At 55.1% G+C, this 19,744-nt stretch carries 21 protein-coding genes and 1 tRNA gene; 8 read left to right on the plus strand and 14 right to left on the minus strand.

What is annotated here, in order from left to right; translation table 11 throughout:
* Window positions 1–23: 23 nt before the first annotated feature.
* The 7 genes from ACIRQ6_RS12730 to ACIRQ6_RS12760 all read right to left on the minus strand — a co-directional run bounded on the left by ACIRQ6_RS12730 (window position 24) and on the right by ACIRQ6_RS12760 (window position 6,100).
* On the minus strand, window positions 24–1,166 hold the full coding sequence (locus tag ACIRQ6_RS12730; RefSeq protein ID WP_420860978.1) for an aromatic ring-hydroxylating oxygenase subunit alpha: 1,143 nt from the start codon (window positions 1,164–1,166) through the stop codon (window positions 24–26).
* A complete protein-coding gene (locus tag ACIRQ6_RS12735; protein WP_420860979.1) occupies window positions 1,159–1,833 on the minus strand; it encodes a DUF1028 domain-containing protein in 675 nt (224 codons plus the stop codon). The genes ACIRQ6_RS12730 and ACIRQ6_RS12735 overlap by 8 nt, the downstream gene beginning before the upstream one ends.
* The gene (locus ACIRQ6_RS12740) at window positions 1,830–2,258 is read right to left on the minus strand and encodes a RidA family protein (RefSeq protein ID WP_420860980.1); all 429 of its coding nucleotides are present in this window, start codon (window positions 2,256–2,258) and stop codon (window positions 1,830–1,832) included. Before ACIRQ6_RS12740 ends, ACIRQ6_RS12735 begins: the two co-directional genes overlap by 4 nt.
* Window positions 2,259–2,425: 167 nt before the next feature.
* Window positions 2,426–2,515, minus strand: a tRNA-Ser gene (locus ACIRQ6_RS12745).
* Between the two features lie 133 nt (window positions 2,516–2,648).
* Window positions 2,649–4,007: an MATE family efflux transporter gene (locus ACIRQ6_RS12750; RefSeq protein WP_420860981.1), complete on the minus strand. Its 1,359-nt coding sequence runs from the start codon at window positions 4,005–4,007 to the stop codon at window positions 2,649–2,651.
* 119 nt (window positions 4,008–4,126) lie between these two features.
* Window positions 4,127–5,020: an alpha/beta fold hydrolase gene (locus ACIRQ6_RS12755; protein WP_420860982.1), complete on the minus strand. Its 894-nt coding sequence runs from the start codon at window positions 5,018–5,020 to the stop codon at window positions 4,127–4,129.
* Window positions 5,021–6,100 (minus strand): tartrate dehydrogenase, encoded by a 1,080-nt coding sequence (locus tag ACIRQ6_RS12760; RefSeq protein ID WP_420860983.1) that lies wholly within the window; start codon window positions 6,098–6,100, stop codon window positions 5,021–5,023. It abuts the gene before it with no gap.
* 169 nt (window positions 6,101–6,269) lie between these two features.
* Between ACIRQ6_RS12760 and ACIRQ6_RS12765 the strand changes: the two genes are divergently transcribed.
* Entirely contained in the window at window positions 6,270–6,989 is a 720-nt protein-coding gene (locus ACIRQ6_RS12765) for a hypothetical protein (RefSeq protein ID WP_420860984.1), read from the plus strand.
* Here ACIRQ6_RS12765 and ychF read toward each other — a convergent pair.
* On the minus strand, window positions 6,986–8,083 hold the full coding sequence (ychF, locus tag ACIRQ6_RS12770) for a redox-regulated ATPase YchF (protein ID WP_420860985.1): 1,098 nt from the start codon (window positions 8,081–8,083) through the stop codon (window positions 6,986–6,988). The genes ACIRQ6_RS12765 and ychF overlap by 4 nt on opposite strands.
* Before the next feature lie 118 nt (window positions 8,084–8,201).
* On the opposite strand from ychF, the gene trpA reads away from it, so the two are divergent.
* Window positions 8,202–8,993: a tryptophan synthase subunit alpha gene (trpA, locus tag ACIRQ6_RS12775; protein WP_420860986.1), complete on the plus strand. Its 792-nt coding sequence runs from the start codon at window positions 8,202–8,204 to the stop codon at window positions 8,991–8,993.
* 8 nt (window positions 8,994–9,001) lie between these two features.
* Here the strand turns inward: trpA and ACIRQ6_RS12780 are convergent, their stop codons facing one another.
* Both ACIRQ6_RS12780 and ACIRQ6_RS12785 read right to left on the minus strand, forming a co-directional pair.
* Window positions 9,002–9,448 (minus strand): MarR family winged helix-turn-helix transcriptional regulator, encoded by a 447-nt coding sequence (locus tag ACIRQ6_RS12780; RefSeq protein ID WP_420860987.1) that lies wholly within the window; start codon window positions 9,446–9,448, stop codon window positions 9,002–9,004.
* Window positions 9,441–10,586 (minus strand): Acg family FMN-binding oxidoreductase, encoded by a 1,146-nt coding sequence (locus tag ACIRQ6_RS12785; RefSeq protein WP_420860988.1) that lies wholly within the window; start codon window positions 10,584–10,586, stop codon window positions 9,441–9,443. The genes ACIRQ6_RS12780 and ACIRQ6_RS12785 overlap by 8 nt, the downstream gene beginning before the upstream one ends.
* Before the next feature lie 139 nt (window positions 10,587–10,725).
* Between ACIRQ6_RS12785 and ACIRQ6_RS12790 the strand changes: the two genes are divergently transcribed.
* Window positions 10,726–11,895 carry an alpha-hydroxy acid oxidase gene (locus ACIRQ6_RS12790; protein ID WP_420860989.1) on the plus strand — a complete coding sequence of 390 codons (1,170 nt, stop codon included), beginning with the start codon at window positions 10,726–10,728 and terminating at the stop codon, window positions 11,893–11,895.
* Here the strand turns inward: ACIRQ6_RS12790 and ACIRQ6_RS12795 are convergent.
* Entirely contained in the window at window positions 11,892–13,025 is a 1,134-nt protein-coding gene (locus tag ACIRQ6_RS12795) for an MFS transporter (RefSeq protein ID WP_420860990.1), read from the minus strand. The two genes, ACIRQ6_RS12790 and ACIRQ6_RS12795, sit on opposite strands and share 4 nt — an antisense overlap.
* Before the next feature lie 170 nt (window positions 13,026–13,195).
* Here ACIRQ6_RS12795 and ACIRQ6_RS12800 point away from each other — a divergent pair, with 170 nt between their 5' ends.
* Entirely contained in the window at window positions 13,196–13,840 is a 645-nt protein-coding gene (locus ACIRQ6_RS12800) for a 50S ribosomal protein L25/general stress protein Ctc (RefSeq protein WP_420860991.1), read from the plus strand.
* A 63-nt stretch (window positions 13,841–13,903) separates the two neighbouring features.
* On the opposite strand, the gene ACIRQ6_RS12805 is transcribed toward ACIRQ6_RS12800, so the two are convergent.
* Window positions 13,904–15,142 carry a sensor domain-containing phosphodiesterase gene (locus ACIRQ6_RS12805; protein ID WP_420860992.1) on the minus strand — a complete coding sequence of 413 codons (1,239 nt, stop codon included), beginning with the start codon at window positions 15,140–15,142 and terminating at the stop codon, window positions 13,904–13,906.
* Between the two features lie 127 nt (window positions 15,143–15,269).
* Between ACIRQ6_RS12805 and pth the strand changes: the two genes are divergently transcribed.
* The 4 genes from pth to ACIRQ6_RS12825 are packed head-to-tail and all read left to right on the plus strand — an operon-like array spanning window position 15,270 to window position 17,837.
* Window positions 15,270–15,950, plus strand: coding sequence for an aminoacyl-tRNA hydrolase (pth, locus tag ACIRQ6_RS12810; protein WP_420860993.1), 681 nt, complete (start codon window positions 15,270–15,272; stop codon window positions 15,948–15,950).
* Window positions 15,951–16,007: 57 nt separating this feature from the next.
* Complete coding sequence (locus ACIRQ6_RS12815) at window positions 16,008–17,168, plus strand: serine hydrolase domain-containing protein (RefSeq protein WP_420860994.1); 1,161 nt, start codon at window positions 16,008–16,010, stop codon at window positions 17,166–17,168.
* A gap of 49 nt (window positions 17,169–17,217) precedes the next feature.
* Window positions 17,218–17,463: a CDGSH iron-sulfur domain-containing protein gene (locus tag ACIRQ6_RS12820; RefSeq protein ID WP_420860995.1), complete on the plus strand. Its 246-nt coding sequence runs from the start codon at window positions 17,218–17,220 to the stop codon at window positions 17,461–17,463.
* A complete protein-coding gene (locus ACIRQ6_RS12825) occupies window positions 17,463–17,837 on the plus strand; it encodes a DUF2237 family protein (protein ID WP_420860996.1) in 375 nt (124 codons plus the stop codon). Before ACIRQ6_RS12820 ends, ACIRQ6_RS12825 begins: the two co-directional genes overlap by 1 nt.
* 21 nt (window positions 17,838–17,858) lie before the next feature.
* Here ACIRQ6_RS12825 and trpB read toward each other — a convergent pair whose 3' ends face one another.
* Window positions 17,859–19,088, minus strand: coding sequence for a tryptophan synthase subunit beta (gene trpB / locus ACIRQ6_RS12830; protein WP_420860997.1), 1,230 nt, complete (start codon window positions 19,086–19,088; stop codon window positions 17,859–17,861).
* 3 nt (window positions 19,089–19,091) lie between these two features.
* Entirely contained in the window at window positions 19,092–19,739 is a 648-nt protein-coding gene (locus ACIRQ6_RS12835; protein WP_420860998.1) for a phosphoribosylanthranilate isomerase, read from the minus strand.
* Between the last annotated feature and the right edge of the window lie 5 nt (window positions 19,740–19,744).

Genomic DNA, 19,744 nt, shown 5'->3' on the forward strand with positions numbered 1-19,744 from the left:
ACCCACACCGCAGCAGGGCTTGTTCAGGCCGCAACTTGCCGTGCCAGCCACAACACAAAGTCCCGTATCGTTCCCTCGTAGTCGTCTTCTGCCAAAGGACCGCCAGTGGCAAAGACCGATCCCAAAGCGGCTTGCATGGCCTCCAGTTTCTCGCGATCTTCACGGTTCACTTCGTCCCAGAGGGCAATGCGGGCATCGATTGTGTCGCCGTCAAGGCTGTCGCCATAAACCGACATGGTCCAACGCACTTCAATCGATGTGGGTGTCAAAGGTCGAATGCTAAGAGACACCAATAGCGAGGCTGCCACACTGACCACCTGACAGGGAAAGGCTGCAAACAGGCTGGATCGGTGCCGTTCTTCTTGACTTAGGCCCCCTGCCCCTTCGCCACGCGGGGGCGTATTGGCTGGGTAGTTGGCAAAGTAACTGGTGTAGCCCGGGCCATTGGGGCCTTTGCGGCTAAGACCCGTTGGTGTGTATCCGTGCAAGGTCTGCGGGTGCACCACAGACAGATGATACCCTTCCATAAAGTTCTCAACCAAAGCCTTCCAATTGCACTGCCAGACCTCGGCGGCACTATGCACGATGGTATGTTTGTCCGGTTCATATTGCCCGATGACCTTGTCCAGCCCGGACAACTCCACATCGATGTCTGGCGGATCGTCGACCAGACAGACATAAACAAACCCAAACCGCTGCACACATGGGAAGCGGCCTAACCTGCAGGTTTTGGGATCAAAGCCCGCGTTTTTCATCCGTGGCGCACGCAATAGCGCCCCGTCCGTCCCATACGCCCATGCGTGATAGCGGCACACAAAGCGGTTGGCATTGCCCTGCCCCTCGGCCAAGGGCATGCCGCGGTGACGACACAAATTGGACAAGGCAATGATGTCCGCGCCATCACGCACAATGAGCAAGGGCTCGTTCAGCAAATTCAGCGTGAGGTAATCGCCTGTTGCTACGAATTCATCGACCCGCCCCACGCAATGCCAACTGCGGCGCAGAACCGTTTGGCATTCGAAATTGAAAAAGGACGGATCCGTGTAAAAATGCCCCGGAAGGCCTACGGGCGCGTCGTCAGGGGCCGCCGCCGTCTGGGCCAACACGTGGCGCATTTGTTCAATACGTTCGGCTTCCAACCAGCTGATCGGGGCATGTTCATTCATCGCCGGGCACTCCGTAGCTGGGCGCCTCTCTAGGATCAAGCGCGCGCTGCACATAGGCGTCTAGCTGCGGTTTGTAGACGTCCCAAGCGCTGGCAATTGTTTCAATCGGGCACTGGGTTGTCCAGTCGCAGCGCAAATCAGCTACGGGCCAAGGCACCGTATCACAAATCTGTAGACCGGCAGAATGGATCGGGCCAGCCTCGCCGCCTGCGGCAAGTCCTGAATGCATGGCTGCGATCAACCGGTCGCCCAGGTGGCCGCTGACCTGTTCAAAACCTTCCACAATCGCCTGCGGCACGTCCTCGTTGGCCAAAAGGTTCCCGGCGGCTTGCACGTTTCGTCCCGCGGCGTCGGTCCAAACACCTAGCGAATTTGGGCCAGAATGGATCGCTGTGTCGCCATTTGCATCAATGGCCAGCACCTGCCGGTAGGCCAAATGTTGCGCCGTGTTTTGTAGTTCCGCGATTGCCCGATGCGCCGACATTCCGCAATGCATCAATTCAAGCACCATTGGACCAAGGCGCGGGTCGGTTATGTTCTGACTGGCCACGGCCCCCACGCCTGCACGGGTATAGGCACATCGCGCCGCCACAGCAGGCGAGGATGAGGCGATCGCAATCCCAAACATCCCCGTTTCAGCGCAGCGCGCAACCAGCGAAAACGTCATGGTCGGTAGCCGTCCGGGATGACAGCCGTACCATCGATTTCCACCAACCATTCCGGACGCGCCAAGGCCTGCACGACCAGTCCAGTTGAAACCGGATGCACCCCCTTCAGATATTCGCCCATGGTCTGATAGATCGCCTCGCGGTGCCGCACATCAGTGATGTAGACAACAACTTTGACCAAATGATCCATCTCGCCGCCGGCCTCTTCGATCAGTTGTTTGATATTTTGCATCACCTTATGGGTCTGCTCAACCGGATCATGGCTATCGATATTCTTTGCGTCATCCAGGTCTTGCGGACATTGCCCCCGCAGCCAAACTGTTTTGCCACCAGACGTGACCACTGCCTGACACAGATCGTTATCAAGGGCTTGCTCAGGATAGGTATCTTTGGTGTTGAATTTTCGAATGCGGGTATGGGTCATGGGCGTTCCCTTGGTTTCACGGCCTGGACCCCGTGCGCCGGTGTCCTGCACAAAAACATAGTTTGGCTTTTCAAGATATGACAAGTCTGTCGCTGCAACAAAGTACAAAGCTACGCCCTTGAACCTAACGCACCGCCCCACTTCGACGTGGTAGATATCAAAGTAAATGGCGGAGACGAAGGGATTCGAACCCTCGAGACGATTCCTCGCCTACTCCCTTAGCAGGGGAGCGCCTTCGACCACTCGGCCACGTCTCCGCTGGTGGGTGTATCTGCGCAAGGCTTGTCTCGCAAGGGGGAAAACACGCTAATTTTGCAGGGGTCTAGGACATGCTAGGCCGGTTCGGGGATCAGGGATTGTGACCTAAGTCCGTAAGATCACATGAGAAGTTTAATTGTGTTGTACGTGATGCCAGCTACCACTGCGGATCCGCTGGTGAAATGGAATAAATTTTGTAGCCTCTTCCAGTAAATAAACCGCAAAAACCCACACTGCTGGCAGATCAAAAAGCAAGACAAACACGGCGGTCACGGGCACAAGGATTAACCATTGGGCTCCCACATGGACGCGCATCGAATAATGCGTATCTCCGGCAGCCCGCAAAACGTTCCCGCAAAGGGCGTTTAACGCGCGAGGGAACGGAATTATCAGCAACACCGGCAAAAAACTGAACAACGCAGTGCGTGTTTGCGCATCAAGATCTACATAAATCCTTTGGGTGGCAAAAACGATGCCGACGTAGGTCAATGACACAATGACGGCCAACACCACTATGGCGCGCCGCGCGCGCAACAAGAACGCGTCGAGCGCCTCAGATGAAACCGTTTTGCCAAGCAGCTGCGCCATCAAAATCCCAGTCGCCTGCGCCCAAGAGTATGAGATCAAACCCGCAATCCGCACCCATGGCATGATCAGGGTCATGGCTGCGAATTGATGAATGTTCATGTTTGCATAGATCAAAGTACAGGTGTTGGCCGCAAAATTCATGCTGATGAATGTGGCGGCGATGGGCCATGCGAACCGCACTTGTTCGCGCAATGACATCCAGCGATCCGCATCAATCCAACCGGGCAATTTAATCAAAGCTCGATCTGATGACCAAAACACCGCGGCCAAAACCAAAAGCCGCACAATCGCTGCCAGCGCGGTGCCCCAGGCCGCACCAGCAACCCCCAATTCAGGCATGCCAAAATGACCAAAAACCAGCACATATGTAGCCAGAATGTTCAGAGGGAAAGCGATCAAAAAGCTATAGAACGGGATTTTGGTGCGCCCGTCCCCGTTGAAGAAACTACCAAAGATCAGACCCACGGCCTCAGCTGCGATCATAATGAAAAAGATGCGCATATAGGTCATAGCTAAGGCCGCTACTTTTGGAGAGTGAGCGATGAAATCAACGATAGGACGCGCTAAGATCAATAAGGTAGCAATGCCAATACCGGCCAAAACGATATTAATGATAAATCCGTTGACCAAAGCCGTTTTGATTGCCAGCGGATTTTCTGTGCCCACAGCCTGAGCCAACTTGACCTGTGCAGCGTTTGAAAATGCAAAAACTATGCCCATCAAGAGCCCTGCGATGGCGCCCGAAAGGCCGATGGCAGCCACGGCTTCCTCGCCCAAAGACGAGACGAAATAGAGGTCGATCAAAACAGCGGAAAACATGATCACAGCCCGCAGCGCCAAGGGCCACGCAATCTGGAAGATCCGAGCGGTGCTGGGCGTTGTGTTTTCTGTGGCTTGGGTCATACAGATCCACTTTTCAAACTGGTATACCACTTTGCAGGCAGGTCACAATCGCGATCATGTTGGATCAGATCCGGCCATAGCCCTCTGCGCACGACACATGCAGTGCGGACGTCACACTCCTACGGCGTTGAAAAGAAATCCAAAATCTCGGCCGTCAGTTCATCAGGCACCTCTTCCGGAATTGCATGGCCACAGGCAAGGGAAACACCGGTAACTTGGGTTGCCTTTTCTTGCCATGTGGCCGCTACATCATAAAGCGCGCCAACCACACTTTTTGCCCCCCAAATGGCCAAAAGCGGGGCCGTGATGCGCGCATCCGCGTCCTCTGCGTCGTGCTTTAAATCAATACCAGCTGAGGCGCGGTAGTCTTCGCAGATTGCATGAATGGTGGCGGGATTTTTGTAGCTGCGCAGGTATTCTAGGATCGCGTCGTCATCAACTGATCCCGGGATTTTAACTTGCCCTGCGATATGGCGCCTCAAGAAATATTCCGGGTCCGATCCGATCATCTTTTCGGGTAACCCGTCTGGTTGGATCAAGAAAAACCACCAAAAGTACCGGGTCGCAAATTCCTGATCTGTTTGCGCGTACATGGTTTGGGTCGGCGCAATATCCAAAACGATCAAACGCTTGACAGCTTGTGGATAATCAAGCGCCAACCGATGGGCAACGCGGCCTCCGCGATCATGGCCAACAACTGAAAATGTCTCATACCCCAGACGCGCCATCAAAGCGATTTGATCCTGCGCCATAACCCGCTTGGAATAGGGGTAATGTACCTCGTCACTTTCCGGTTTATCGCTGTCGCCATACCCCCTCAGGTCGGGGGCAATGACGCTGTAGCCTGCTTGGACCAACCGCGGGGCAACCTTGCGCCAAACCACGTGGGTTTGCGGGTGTCCGTGCAACAGCAATATCGGCGGCCCCGTTCCCGCAGTCGCATAGGTGATGTCGATGCCGGGCAGATTGGCCTTTTGAACCTCAAACCCCTTCAGGAAACGCGAGGCGACCATTCAGGCGATATCCAACACGGCATCGGCTATTGCTGCGGCGCATGTTTTGGTATCGGCAAGCCCCCCTAGGTCTGGCGTACGCAGTGCCTGTTCGGACAACACCCGTTCAATTGCGGTGATGATGCCCGTACTGGCCTCATGGGCACCCAGATGTTCCAGCATCATAGCGGCCGCCCAAATCTGGCCAACAGGATTGGCGATGCCTTTGCCTGCGATGTCTGGTGCGGATCCGTGCACAGGCTCGAACAGAGAGGGGAATTTGCCCTCAGGGTTGATATTTCCTGAAGGTGCGATGCCGATTGTGCCAGTGCAAGCAGGGCCCAGATCCGACAGAATGTCGCCAAAGAGGTTGGAGGCTACAACAACATCGAACCAGTCCGGATGCAGGACGAATTGCGCGGTGAGGATGTCGATGTGATATTTGTCGACTTCGATATCGGGGTAGGTCTGCGCCATCTCCGCGACCCGCTCGTCCCAATAAGGCATCGTGATCGAGATCCCGTTGGATTTGGTCGCTGAGGTCAAATGACCACTGCGTTTTGCAGCAAGCTCAAAAGCGTATTTCAAAATCCGATCAACGCCTGTGCGGGTCATCACGGTTTCTTGCATGACGATCTCGCGGTCGGTTCCGGGGAACATTTTGCCACCGATAGACGAATATTCGCCTTCGGTATTTTCGCGCACAATCATCATATCGATGTCACCGGGTTTCCGCCCAGCCAATGGCAAAGGCACACCGGGCATCGCACGCGCAGGACGCAGGCTGACGTATTGGTCGAACTCACGTCGAAACTGGATCAGCGAGCCCCAAAGCGAGACATGGTCCGGCACCACCTCAGGCCAGCCCACAGCGCCAAAAAACAACGCGTCACAGCCGCCCAACTGGTCTTTCCAATTGTCGGGCAGCATCTGGCCATGCTGGGTATAGTAATCCGCCGAAGCAAAATCATGATCCGTAAAATCAAAGCCCAGATCAAACCGTTTCCCGGCCGCTTCCAAGACCTTAACCCCTTCAGACGTGGTCTCTTTCCCGATCCCATCCCCGGGGATTACTGCGATTTTCCAACTATTTTTCGGCATAACGAGTGGCTCCCAATTCCCATCCTTGTGAAGTGTAGCAGCATTTTGAATACTTAAGGAGTGGCAGAAATCACTGCTTGCAGCTTGCAATGCAAAGACTGTGAAAGCTTGCCCGAAACGTGCTGGCGCGTTTAGGCTGGTGCAAGACCATGAACAGTCGGGGGCTTTGATGAAAACACTTTTTACGCTTGGGTTATTGGTTTGGATGTTTGGCGTAATGGGCACATCATCCGCGCAGGCCGCAGGATGTGCCAAAATCCAAAGCGTCCTTGGTGATGGGACTGCGATTTATGTACGGATTGCGAACACCTGCAAGAAGACAATTTTGGTCAACTGGGGCCCTGGCGGATCCCGCGTGGCCGGTGTCGACAAAGCCGTTCTATCAGCTGGGCGATCCCAAGACTTCCAAATGGCAGGCCCCCCAAAAATGCGCTGGTGTTATGTCAAAGACGGTGTGGCCAATCCGCAGGTATGCTCGGGCAAACAAATGGCCCTTCTGCGCACCGGGCACGACTTTACCAGCAAGGACCATTGCTTGACCGAGATAGAAACTGAAATCGGCGAGTGGATTTATTTTACGGGAGTGCGCAATAAATGCGCGTATCTTTTAAACATTGTGGTCACCGCCTATCCAGAAGCCGGAACACGCAAGGGATCGCAGACCTCTGAAGGGCAAGCGCATCTATCTTTGAGCCGAACATGGACAAGAACGAGCCAAATCAGATCGGGGGGCAGTTATCAGTTTCCCAAGAAATTTTGGCAGGACGGCAAGAGGCAGGGCGAAGATATTCTTTACGCAGCCTGCGTCGGCACATCAAATAGACAGACGTTTCCAGCAATTGTGAATGGCTCGGGTCGGAGCGTTTGTTCGGCGCTGTCGACCCATTAGTTATTAAACAAGAAGTGTAGGACATCGCCGTCCTTGACCGTGTAGCCCTTGCCTTCGGCGCGCATTTTGCCGGCTTCTTTGCAGGGTTGCTCCCCTCCCAGTTCAACGAAATCGTCGTAGGCGATGGTCTCGGCGCGGATGAAGCCCTTTTCGAAATCCCCATGGATCACGCCTGCGGCTTTGGGGGCAGAAGTGCCTTGGCGGATAGTCCAGGCGCGGGCTTCTTTGGGGCCAACGGTAAAGTAGGTTTCAAGATGCAGTAATTCGTAGCCTGCGCGGATAAGGCGGTCGAGGCCTGCCTCGGCGAGGCCCATTTCTTCGAGGAACATCATGGCCTCATCGGCGTCAAGTTGGCTGATTTCCTCTTCGATCTGGGCAGAGATAATGACGTGGGCATTGCCTTGTTCAGCAGCCATGGCCGCCACGGCGGCGGAGTGAGCGTTGCCCTCGACACTTTCAGATTCGCCTACGTTGCAGACATAGAGCACGGGTTTGGTGGTCAACAGTTGCAGCATCTTCCATGCCTTAGCGTCGTCCTCGTCTACCTCAACCACGCGGGCGGGTTTGCCGTCTTCCAGTGCTTGCATAGCCAGTTTCATCAGCCGTTCCTGCTGGACCGCTTCCTTGTCGCCGCCGCGCACTTTGCGCACGATGTTGACCAGCCGCTTTTCAATGCTTTCCATGTCGGACAGCATCAATTCGGTCTCGATAGTTTGGGCGTCTTCCACCGGGTTCACGCGGCCCTCCACGTGGGTCACGTCGCCGTCTTCAAAGCAGCGCAGCACGTGGGCGATGGCGTCAACTTCGCGAATGTTGGCAAGGAACTGGTTGCCCAGCCCTTCGCCCTTGGACGCGCCTTTGACGAGGCCCGCGATATCCACGAAAGTCATGCGGGTGGGGATGATTTCCTTTGAGCTGGCGATGGCTGCCAGTTTGTCGAGGCGCGCATCGGGCACGGCCACTTCGCCCACGTTCGGCTCAATCGTGCAGAAGGGAAAGTTCGCGGCCTGAGCGGCGGCCGTTTTGGTGAGTGCATTAAACAAGGTGGATTTGCCCACATTTGGCAATCCGACGATACCCATTTTGAAACCCATAGCGCCCTCCGTTTACAGCGTTTGGGGCATGTAGGGTGTCAGGGGGGCAATGGTCAATGGGGGCATTGATTTCCGCTGGGTTTTGCGCCACATCGGGGGCAACTTGAAAGGATCCACAATGAGCCGTATCGACGCAAAATTTGCCGAACTCAATGCCGCCGGACGCAAAGCGTTTGTGTCTTATGTCATGGCAGGGGATCCGGACTTTGATACGGCCTTGGAAATTGTGAAAGGCCTGCCTGCGGCAGGAGTCGACGTGATCGAATTGGGCTTGCCGTTTACCGACCCTATGGCCGACGGATCAACCATTCAGTTGGCAGGCCAGCGCGCATTGGAAGCGGGTATGACCTTGGAACGCACGTTGGAAATGGCGCGCCTGTTCCGCGAAGAGGATGACACAACGCCGATTGTCCTGATGGGCTATTACAACCCGATTTACAGCCGGGGTGTTGAGCAGTTTTTGGCGGATGCCAAGGCCGCTGGCATTGACGGGTTGATCGTGGTTGACCTGCCCCCCGAAGAAGATAGCGAGCTGTGCATTCCAGCCCAAGCAGCCGGTCTGAACTTTATCCGTTTGGCCACGCCAACCACAGATGAAAAACGCCTGCCCAAGGTTCTGCAAAACACATCAGGCTTTGTCTATTATGTGTCAATCACTGGGATCACCGGCGCTGCGGCCCCACAGCCCAGCGATGTGGCCCCAGAAGTAGCGCGGATCAAAGCGGCTACGGATCTGCCCATCATCGTAGGCTTTGGCATCACTACGCCAGAGGCCGCCGAAGGCATCGCCAAGGTGGCGGACGGGGCAGTCGTAGGATCCGCTATTGTGAGTAAAATCGCCGAGGGTCAAAGCCCCGAAAATGTGTTGGCATTTGTGAAAACTCTGTCAGATGGGGCGCACAGAGCATAAGCGGGCGCCTAATTTCGACTTTCGTCCAGATACACCCGTATTTTTTGCAAGATCGGCAAAAGTTGGGCCAATTCATCTGGCGGAATGACATCGACCAACTGCGCCATATCGGGGGCCATTGCAGCAATCGACTGATCTCGAAACCCCTGCCCTTTTGGCGTCAACCAAACCCGTTTGCTGCGTTTGTCGTCGGGGTTTGGGCGCAGTTCCACAAACCCGTGTTTTTCCAAACCACCTAGCGTGTGGGTCATTGTCGTTTTGGCCACTTGAAACGCGCGGGCCAATTCGACCGGCGTGCGCCCGTCCTGAACGCGGATCAAATGGTTGATCACAGCAAAGTGCGACACCAGCAAGCCATCAGGCAATCGCGCCTCAAGACGGGCGCGACTGAGTTGTTCTAAGATGCCTATTTCGTTGAAAAATCCGAAATAGAGCGGCAAGTGGCTATCAGGCATTCACGATCTTTGCGTCAATTGGCCAGCGCGGGCTGGGCGGCACGGGGGCAGTATACCCAAGGCGCGCCAACATTTGCACGGTTCCACCAGTAGGGGCCAGTTTTTTGTGCACATCATCGTAAAGCCGGGTCATTTCAGGGTATTCCTGCAGGGCTTGGCTGAGCGGTTGAACAGCAACCCCTGCCCCTGTCGCGGCCAAATGCAAGCGCACCCAATCAGCGCCAGCCGCCAATTGATCCAGCCGTGTGTTTGTCGGTGTGACCTGCCAGACAAAGCCCATAGCAGTACGAGTGTTGTCCAAAACCGCCTCCATCCCCGCTTTGAAACTTGCGGTACTGCTATCGAGGGCGGACGTGCGACTGAACAAGCCCGTGGCCCCCATCGCCTCAAACAGTGGGCCGGTGAAATCGATGCCATCTGGGTTTGCGTTGACCTCCTTCGCGCCGATCCGGAACAAATCCACGCTTTCTTTGTAGGTGCGCGGCGTCTCGATTTCGATGACGAGTGCCTCTTCGCAGATTGCGCGCATCGCGGCGATGTCAGCAGGGTCTACGGATCCGCTCAAAGTGGTCGATCGCCCCGCTTGGATCAGGATATCAAGGGACGATTGGGCAACGCGGCGGGTTAGATCATAAGGCTCTTTCTCGGTCCGGCGATCAAGCACATGGTCAAAGAGCGGGTCAGGAATGATCGTTGGATCCGCAATCATTTTGATCACGGCCACCGGACGTTGATCGAGGGCGGCGTCATCATAGCCGTCTGGAAACGTGGTAATTTCCGCACGTTGCCCTTGATGACTGGCCGCCATGCGCAGGACCTCCAGAAAGCAGCCCAAACCGATGGTAATTTGGCGGTTAAACGGGTCCGTGTGGGGCAACATCCGGTTTGTATCGACCAATAGCGTGATCTGATCTGACGTGGCCAGATCCACCAACCAAGGCTGACGATTGTGTGGATTGGGGGCAAGGATCGCGTAGCTCAATGCATTCATGCGCGAGTCTTCATAGCCACCAGCCTGCTGCCAAGGTTCAAGGGCCGTGCCCGGTTTGCGCGAGACACGCAGGCCTGTGGCCGTCCCAGCGGCCAAAATGAAACCGCCGCCCAGAAGGGCCAATGTTTTACGTCGTGAGAGGGTCATATCAATTTCCTTTAGTACGATATTGTACTTTATTTAGTACGATATCGTACTTGTAAAGACTGTATTTTTTGTTTTTCTGTAGAATATCCTGCAAATTGGTGATTATCTTTTACCAATTACTGCATTTACGGAATCAATCATGCCCAAAATCACCTGCATCGACGACCTCAAACGCCTCCATGAACGCCGTGTGCCCCGGATGTTTTACGACTATGCAGAATCAGGCAGCTGGACCGAACAAACCTTCCGCGAGAACACGACTGACTTTGAAAAAATCCGGCTGCGCCAACGGATCGCTGTCGATATGACCGGACGCAGCACGGCCAGTCAGATGATCGGGCAGGACGTCAGCATGCCTGTGGCACTCGCGCCCGTTGGCTTAACAGGAATGCAACATGCAGATGGCGAGATCAAAGCCGCCCGCGCAGCCGAGGCCTTTGGGGTGCCCTATACCTTGTCGACTATGTCGATTAATTCCATTGAGGACGTGGCCGAAAAGACCGAAAAGCCGTTTTGGTTCCAGCTTTATACGATGAAGGATGTAGACTACACCGACCGCCTGATTGAACGAGCCCGTGCGGCGGGATGTTCAGCTTTGGTGATCACGTTGGATTTGCAAATTCTGGGTCAGCGCCACAAAGACCTAAAGAACGGCCTGTCAGCCCCGCCCAAACTAACCGCCAAGACGATTGCAAACCTTGCAACGAAATGGAGCTGGGGCATTGAAATGCTGTCGGCCAAACGGCGCGATTTTGGTAATATTGTGGGCCATGTGGACGGCATCAGCGACACCTCCAGCCTTAGCGCTTGGACAGCGGAACAATTTGATCCTTCACTGGATTGGGGGAAAGTCGAACGGATCATGGAAAAATGGGGCGGCAAAGTCATTCTCAAGGGTATTTTGGATGCAGAGGATGCCAAAATGGCTGCCAAACTGGGTGCGGATGCTATCTTGGTGTCGAACCATGGTGGGCGGCAGTTGGATGGTGCACTCAGCTCGATCCGTATGTTGCCCTCGATTATGGACGCCGTGGGCGATCAGGTCGAAGTGCATCTCGATAGCGGAATCCGCTCTGGCCAAGACGTGTTGAAGGCCCTCGCTTTGGGCGCAAAAGGCACCCACATTGGCCGCGCCTATATCCACGGCCTTGGGGCCATGGGGCAAAAAGGAGTGACCGCTGCATTGGAAGTCATCCAAAAAGAACTGGACGTGAGCATGGCCCTGTGTGGCCGCAAAAATGTGACCGAATTGGACCGCGATGTTCTACTGGTGCCCGAAGATTTCGAAGGAAAATGGGTGGCAAACTAGGATTTTGCCGGAATCGCTTTGACCAAAGGCAACACGAGCAACACCAACGCGGCGACGCAGCCAAAGGCGATGCGCAAGCCGTGGCTTTCTGAGATCAACCCCATAACCATCGGCGCGATAAAAAAGCCTGCAAAGCCGATAACCGCAGCGCGACTGACGGCCCTAACCCTTGCGTGTTCCGGCACAAGCTGGCCAAGAATCGCAAGGCCGATGGGCCCGATGACGGAAACGCCCAGCCCCATCACTCCAAATCCGAGGTAGGCCAGCGGTGCTGTGGGCGCGATGGCGGCGCCGATCGCACCGATGGCGGAAATGATCGACGCTGCGATGATCACGGAATTTTCCGAATAGCGTTCTGTGACAACTTGCCCAGAAAATCGTCCGATGGTCATGGTCACGCCCAGCATGGCTGGCCCCAGCGCACCATCCATAGGCGAGCCGCCCAGCGTTCGTTCGATGTGCAGGGCTGACCAGGCCTCGACGGTGGCCTCGGTCATGAAAGCCACCAGAACAATTGCGCCGCAGATCAAGACGGGCCAAAGTATGTTGGTGCCTGTTTGGCCGTCGTCTTGGGCTGCGGGTTGGGTGGTGCCTTTCATAAAGAATGACAGGATGACTACAGCAACCGACATTGCGACAAAGACATAGATCAAAGGCATTCCCGCCTCGCGCGCATAGCCGGTCAGGACTGCTGAAATCGTGTACCCCACTGAAAACATGCCATGATTTGCGTTCATGAGGGACTTTCCATGCAGGCTTTCGAGGTCTGAGACCCGCGCGTTCATCACCACATCCAAGGTGCCCGAGGACAACCCCAACAGCATCAGGGCACCCGCAAACATCGCTGGCGATTGTGCCAAGCTAGGCAAAATAAAGAGCGCGCCAAAAAAGAGGGTGGCCACCCGCATTGACTGCGCGCCCAGCAATCGGTCCAGCAAAGGCGCACCCCACATGGCCAGACCCAAGCCAATGCTGGTTGCCAGCAAAAGCGTGCCAAAAACCGCGTCCCCTGCCCCAATCTGATCCTTCAGAACCGGTACAGATGCCGCGAAAGTGCCCCAAAACAGCCCCACCACAACAAAAGCGGTCGCAGGTCCACGGGACAAGGAAAGAGCATGGGTCAGTGACATGATTTTGGCATTTACATGCACGACCGTTCAAAGCAAGAACCAAACAGTCTCAAAGTGCTTTAAACACTTTGGGAATAAAGGCTTTTCAACATCAAAAGACTCGTCTAAAGGAGGGCCTTCATCAGAGGCCCACACCCTTGGAGGGGGCCTCGCATTTTAGGAGAATACCAATGGCTGGATCAATCCCAGATCTTAACGCCACGGTACGCGCGGGGACAGGCAAGGGGGCCGCCCGCCAAGCTCGCCGCGACGGGCAAGTACCTGGCATTGTGTACGGTGGTGGCGAAGACCCACAATCGATCAACATCCCCTTCAACGTTTTGCTCAAAAAGCTCAAAGCGGGCCGCTTTATGTCTACTTTGTTCAACCTCAAGGTTGAAGGCAACGAAGACGTGCGCGTTATCTGCCGTGGTGTGCAGCGTGATGTGGTCAAAGATTTGCCGACGCATATCGACCTGATGCGCCTCAAGCGCACATCGAAAGTTAACCTGTTTATTCCGGTTGAATTCGTCAATGAAGACGCATCCCCCGGCATCAAACGCGGTGGCCTTCTGACGGTTGTCCGTCAAGAAGTTGAACTGAACGTGACCGCGGGCGATATCCCAGAAAAACTGGTTGCTGATTTGACCGGTTTGGATGTTGGCGACACAATCACAATCTCGTCGATTGACCTGCCGTCCGGTGCGACGCCAACAATTGACCGTGATTTTGTGATCGGGAACATCTCGGCGCCATCGAGCCTGCGTTCGTCTGATGATGATGCAGCTGAAGGTGACGCAGAGGATGGCGGCGAAGAGGCCGCAGCCGAAGAATAAAACCGATAGTTTTATCGAAGTAATTGGGGGCGTCTGATTTAGGTCAGGCGCCCTTTTTGGTTTCTAGGCCTTCTGGGCGCCTGCAAATTGGAACCAAAGACAGGCGTTTTCCAATGTGTCCGGTTTGCCCAGCAGATAGCCCTGCCCCAAATCAACACCCAATTTACACAGTGTTGCAAATTCGGCCTCGGTTTCGATCCCTTCCGCCACAATACGGGCCCCGGTTTCCTTCGCAAACCGCACCAAAGCACTGCCCAAGGATTTGCGCACAACATCGCGGTCGATCTTGGCTGTAAGGGATATGTCCAATTTGATGATGTCGGGCTGCAGTTGTACGATATGTTGCAAACCAGAATATCCTGCCCCTGCATCATCGACGGCCAATCGAATGCCGCGTTCGCGCAAGAGCTGCAATTCACTCAGTAGCAGATGGTAGTCTTCCACAACGGCGTGTTCCGTTACTTCCAGCACGATCCGGCTGCAATCATGCCCGGCAAAAACCGCATCCAAGCGCCCCGATTGCACAGTCTCAGGAGAGGCATTTACTGACAGATACACATCATCTGGAAGGACCAGCAAACCATCCAAAGCCCGCTCAATCGTCGCAATTTCTAAATCAGCCTGCATTTCGACGCTATAGGCCTCATCAAACCAGACATTTGGCGGACGATAGGGTTCCCCTTCAAACCGGGTAAGCGCCTCAAAACCGGACGGGAAGCGACTGGAGATATCAAAAATTGGCTGATAAACAATCTTGAAGAGGGATTTAACGATGGTTTCGTTCAATCGATCTTCTATCGCAGTGTTTTTGACAGTTTTGTCCAACACTTGGTTGATGTGGTCTGCAGAGAGATTGGCAAAGACCCGCACCACTTCCAGATCGCGATCATTTAGGGTCGGTCTTGTTTGCTGGCTAAGACAACAGAACATGCCATAGGGCGTTCCATCGCGTTTGCGCACTGGAACGCTGACGTGCGACCGCACATGGGCTGAATGCGTGACCGGGATTTGGTCTGCCAGCGGAAAATCAAGCGTATTGCGCATCAATTCCGGTAAATTGCCTTCAAGGATATGGCGGCAATACACCTGATCCAGAGGAATCTGGCCGTCGACGTGTACAAGTTCCTCGAACCCCGGCGCATCTACCGCACGAAAAACAAGGTTATCGCCGACAAACTCCGACAGATAGGCCACATCCATATCCAAGTGCTGACGCACGAAACTAAGGGCATTGGTAATCGTGTCATCCGTAAGCAGCCCGTCAGCAGCCCTGCTCAAGGCTATTTCTGGGACATTAGACATATACAGGATCTCCCACACACAAGTTCATGCAACCATCAGTAGACGCAAAATTTGAACAAAAGGTTTAACACCGCATCAAACTGTTCATCACTGGGCCTTGGCAGATCTGCGTGTTACAGAATTACCCATGAAACTTTTTGTTGGTCTTGGAAATCCCGGCGCGAAATACGCCCAGAACCGTCATAACATCGGATTTATGGCCCTCGATTCAATTGCCTCGGATCATGGCTTTGCGGCCTGGCGATCCAAGTTCCAAGGGAACGTGACCGAAGGCGTTTTGGGGGGCGAAAAGGTTATTTTGCTCAAACCCGCGACGTTTATGAACAAATCTGGCCAATCAGTTGGTGAAGCCATGCGGTTTTACAAACTCGACAGCACGGATATTACGGTATTCCACGACGAAATTGATCTGGCCCCCGCAAAATGCCGGGTCAAATCCGGTGGTGGGCATGCGGGCCATAATGGGTTGCGATCAATTCATCAACACATCGGCCCTCACTATGATCGTGTGCGCATGGGCGTAGGGCATCCCGGTCACAAGGATGCCGTACCCGGTTATGTGCTGCGTGATTTTCCAAAGGCCGATCAAGGCTGGCTGGACGATGTGATCCGGGGCTGTTCCGACGGTGCACCAGAATTGGCCAAGGGTGACGCGGGGCGGTTTATGAATGCTGTGGCCCTACGCGCAGCGCCGCCGCGGTCGTCGAAGACTACGGCACAAAAACCTGTACCCAAGCCGAGCGCGCCAGAATCAGAACCCGTAGACACCCGCACAACGCTGCAAAAACTGGCAGACAAGTTCCGCTAGGTCGCAGTTGCCTAGGCCTGCAGTGGATGGGAGGGTGACCTTTGAGGGGGAAAAGCCATGAAATTATTAGGTAAACTGCTGCGATTGCTCTTGGTTCTGGCGATCATCGCTGCGGCCATAGGTATTTGGAAACGCGAGGAATTGGTTCGCGTCGCCGCCGTGCGCACCTTGTTTACCCAAGACAACATCGTCGGCAATTTCATTAATATGCGCGGGGCGTTTCTTTATACGGATATGCCGCGCGGGGATGGCCCCATTTCTGCCCTGCCAACAGGAACAGACGTGCCTTTGCCGCCGGACGCTGCCGCCTGGTTAGAAGACCGCCAAGCGACATCCCTGCTTGTCACTAAGGCAGGCAATGTCACCCATGAGAGCTACTTTTTGGGCACGACAGCGCAGGATCGTCGCATATCATGGTCCGTGGCCAAGAGTTACCTGTCGGTGCTTACGGGCATCTTGATCGCTGAAGGTGCTTTGCCCAGCGTCGACGTGGCAGTGGTTGATTACGTCCCTGCCCTTGCAGGCTCAGCCTATGCGGATGCCACCTTGAAAGACGTGTTGCAGATGTCTAGCGGAGCGATTTTTAACGAAGACTACTTGGATCAATCCAGTGATATCAACAAGATGGGCCGCACCTTGGCTTTGGGCGGATCCATGGATGAATTCGCAACCTCGGTCACTGGCAGCTTTCAGGCACCGGGGGTTGGCTGGAAATATACCTCGATCGATACCCACATCCTGGGCATGGTGTTGCGCGCAGCCACGGGTCAAAGCGTCGCCACAATGGTCGCTGAAAAAATCCTGATCCCTTTGGGCCCGGAGGCGGACAGCTACTACCTTACCGATGGCTATGAAGTGGCATTTGTGCTGGGTGGCCTCAACACCACCACACGGGATTATGCCCGCTTTGGCTTGATGATCGCAAACGGTGGAGCATGGAATGGACAGCAAATTGTGCCCAACGATTGGATTGTCGAAAGCACAACCCCCTCAGCTAAAACCGCCCCCGGAACAACGCAATATGGGTATCAGTGGTGGATGGCCTCGGACGCAACCCCACGCGAATATTTTGCCCGCGGGGTTTACGGCCAATACATCTATATCGATGAAGCCACCGATGTAGTCGTCGTATTGACCTCCGCCGATCGCCGCTTTCGCGAGCAGGGTCGCGCACGGGAAGATATCGAAATGTTCCGCGCTATTGCCGCCTTGCAATAGCTGGTCAGGCCGTCATGCTGAGCTATCTTTGGCTCGAAGGAGACATGCTATGACCGACGCACCGAAAATCGCCCAGCCGAACCCGATCCCTGTGGAGGTTGAAGCCGGAAAATCCTATTTCTGGTGCAGTTGCGGGCAATCCGCCAGCCAGCCCTTTTGCGACGGCTCCCACAAAGGCAGCGGCTTTGCCCCATTGAAATATACCGCTGACGAGGATCACAAAGTGTTCTTTTGCGGCTGTAAACAGACCGGCAACGCACCGCTGTGCGACGGCAGCCACAAAGACCTCGCCTGATGGAAAAGGAACCGTCAATCAATGTCTTAGGCGAACCGTTGGCAGATTGCAGCCACGATCCAGTCACCGGATTTTTCCGCACCGGATGCTGCGATACCAATGCAATGGACCAAGGCAGCCACACCGTTTGCGCGATCCTCACGGCTGAATTTCTCGCCTTCTCGAAATATGTGGGCAATGATCTGAGCACACCACGCCCCGAGTACGGCTTTCCCGGCCTGAACCCCGGCGATCAATGGTGCCTCTGCGCTGGCCGGTTCCTGCAAGCCTATGAGGAAGGCTGTGCACCCGAGGTCAACCTAGCCGCCACACATCAACGCGCCCTCGACGTGGTGCCGCTGGAGGCTTTGAAAGCAAAGGCCGTCGCGACGTAACGGACGGCCTGCTAAACTGCTTTAGGCGAACTCACCCATTTCAAAACCAAGGGCTTTGGCGACAGTAAAGATGTCTTTGTCGCCGCGTCCGCACATGTTCATAATGATGATGTGGTCTTTGGGCAGGGTCGGTGCGATTTTCATTACATGGGCCAAGGCGTGCGATGGCTCGAGCGCAGGAATGATACCTTCCAACTGGCAACATTTCTGGAACGCTTCAAGCGCCTCAACATCCGTGATCGAGACATATTGCGCGCGGCCAATTTCGTGCAGCCATGCGTGTTCGGGACCGATGCCCGGATAGTCAAGGCCTGCGGAAATGCTAAAGCCTTCGAGGATCTGACCATCGTCATCCTGCAACAAATAAGTCCGGTTGCCGTGCAGCACGCCGGGACGGCCACCGGTGAGGGAAGCGCAGTGCTCCATCTTCTCGTTTACGCCTTTGCCGCCTGCCTCAACGCCGATGATATCAACGTCTTTGTCATCTAAGAACGGAAAGAACAGACCCATCGCGTTCGACCCACCACCGATGGCGGCAATGATCGTGTCGGGCAAACGGCCTTCGGCGGCCATCATCTGTTCCTTGGCTTCCTTGCCGATGATCGCTTGGAAATCGCGAACCATAGCCGGATAAGGGTGCGGGCCTGCCACGGTGCCGATGCAATAGAACGTGTCACGCACATTGGTCACCCAATCGCGCAGGGCGTCATTCATAGCGTCCTTCAGCGTGCCACGACCAGAGGTGACCGGCACAATCTCGGCCCCCAACAGGCGCATGCGGAACACATTGGGTGCTTGGCGTTCAACATCATGCGCGCCCATATAAACAACGCATTTCAGGCCAAACTTGGCACAAACGGTTGCAGTGGCCACCCCGTGCTGACCCGCACCTGTTTCCGCGATGATCCGTGTTTTGCCCATACGGCGGGCCAGAATAATCTGACCCAACACGTTGTTGATCTTGTGCGCACCGGTGTGGTTCAGCTCGTCGCGCTTCATATAGATCTTGGCGCCGCCAAGTTCCTCGGTCAGCCGTTCAGCATGGTACAAAGGCGACGGACGGCCCACATAATTGGCCCAGAGATCGTCCATCTCGGCCCAGAAACTGGCGTCGGTTTTGGCATGCTCATACTGCTCTTCCAACTCAAGGATCAGCGGCATCAATGTCTCGGACACAAAGCGCCCACCAAAATCACCAAAGCGCCCGTTTTCATCGGGGCCCGTCATAAAGCTGTTGAATAATTCGTTCATCGGTTATCCCTTCGCTGCGCGCACGAAGGCGGCAATTTTGTCATTGTCTTTTACCCCCGGCGCGCTTTCCACGCCCGAGCTTACATCCACTTGTTTTGCGCCAGTGCGCATCACCGCTTGGGCCACATTGTCAGGGCTCAGCCCCCCGGCCAGCATCCACGGCTTTGTCCAGTATTTGCGCCCTGCAAGCAACTGCCAATCAAAAGCCAAACCATTGCCACCGGGCAAATCGGCGCCTTTGGGCGGCTTGGCGTCGATCAGTAACTGATCGGCCACTTCGGAATAGATATCGATGGCAGCCAGATCGGTTACATCCGCCACGCCGACAGCCTTCATCACAGGCAGGCCTGTGCGCGTTTTGACCTGCGCCACCCGCTCGGGGCTTTCGGAGCCATGTAGCTGGATTACATCCAACGGCACGGTAGCGGTCAGCGCATCAAGGTCTGCATCGGTTGGGTTCACGACCAAGGCCACTTTAGCCACACCGATGGGTGCTTCAACGGCTAAAGCTGCCGCATCCGAAAGGCCAATATTGCGAGGGGATTTTTCAAAGAAGACAAACCCCACATAAGAGGCCCCGGCGGTTGCTGCGGCCTGCAAGGCATCGGGCGTTGTAATCCCGCAAATTTTGGTTCGAATGTTTGATGTCATACGCG

This window comes from Algirhabdus cladophorae (assembly GCF_044772865.1).
GTDB classification, from domain to species: Bacteria; Pseudomonadota; Alphaproteobacteria; order Rhodobacterales; family Rhodobacteraceae; genus Algirhabdus; species Algirhabdus cladophorae.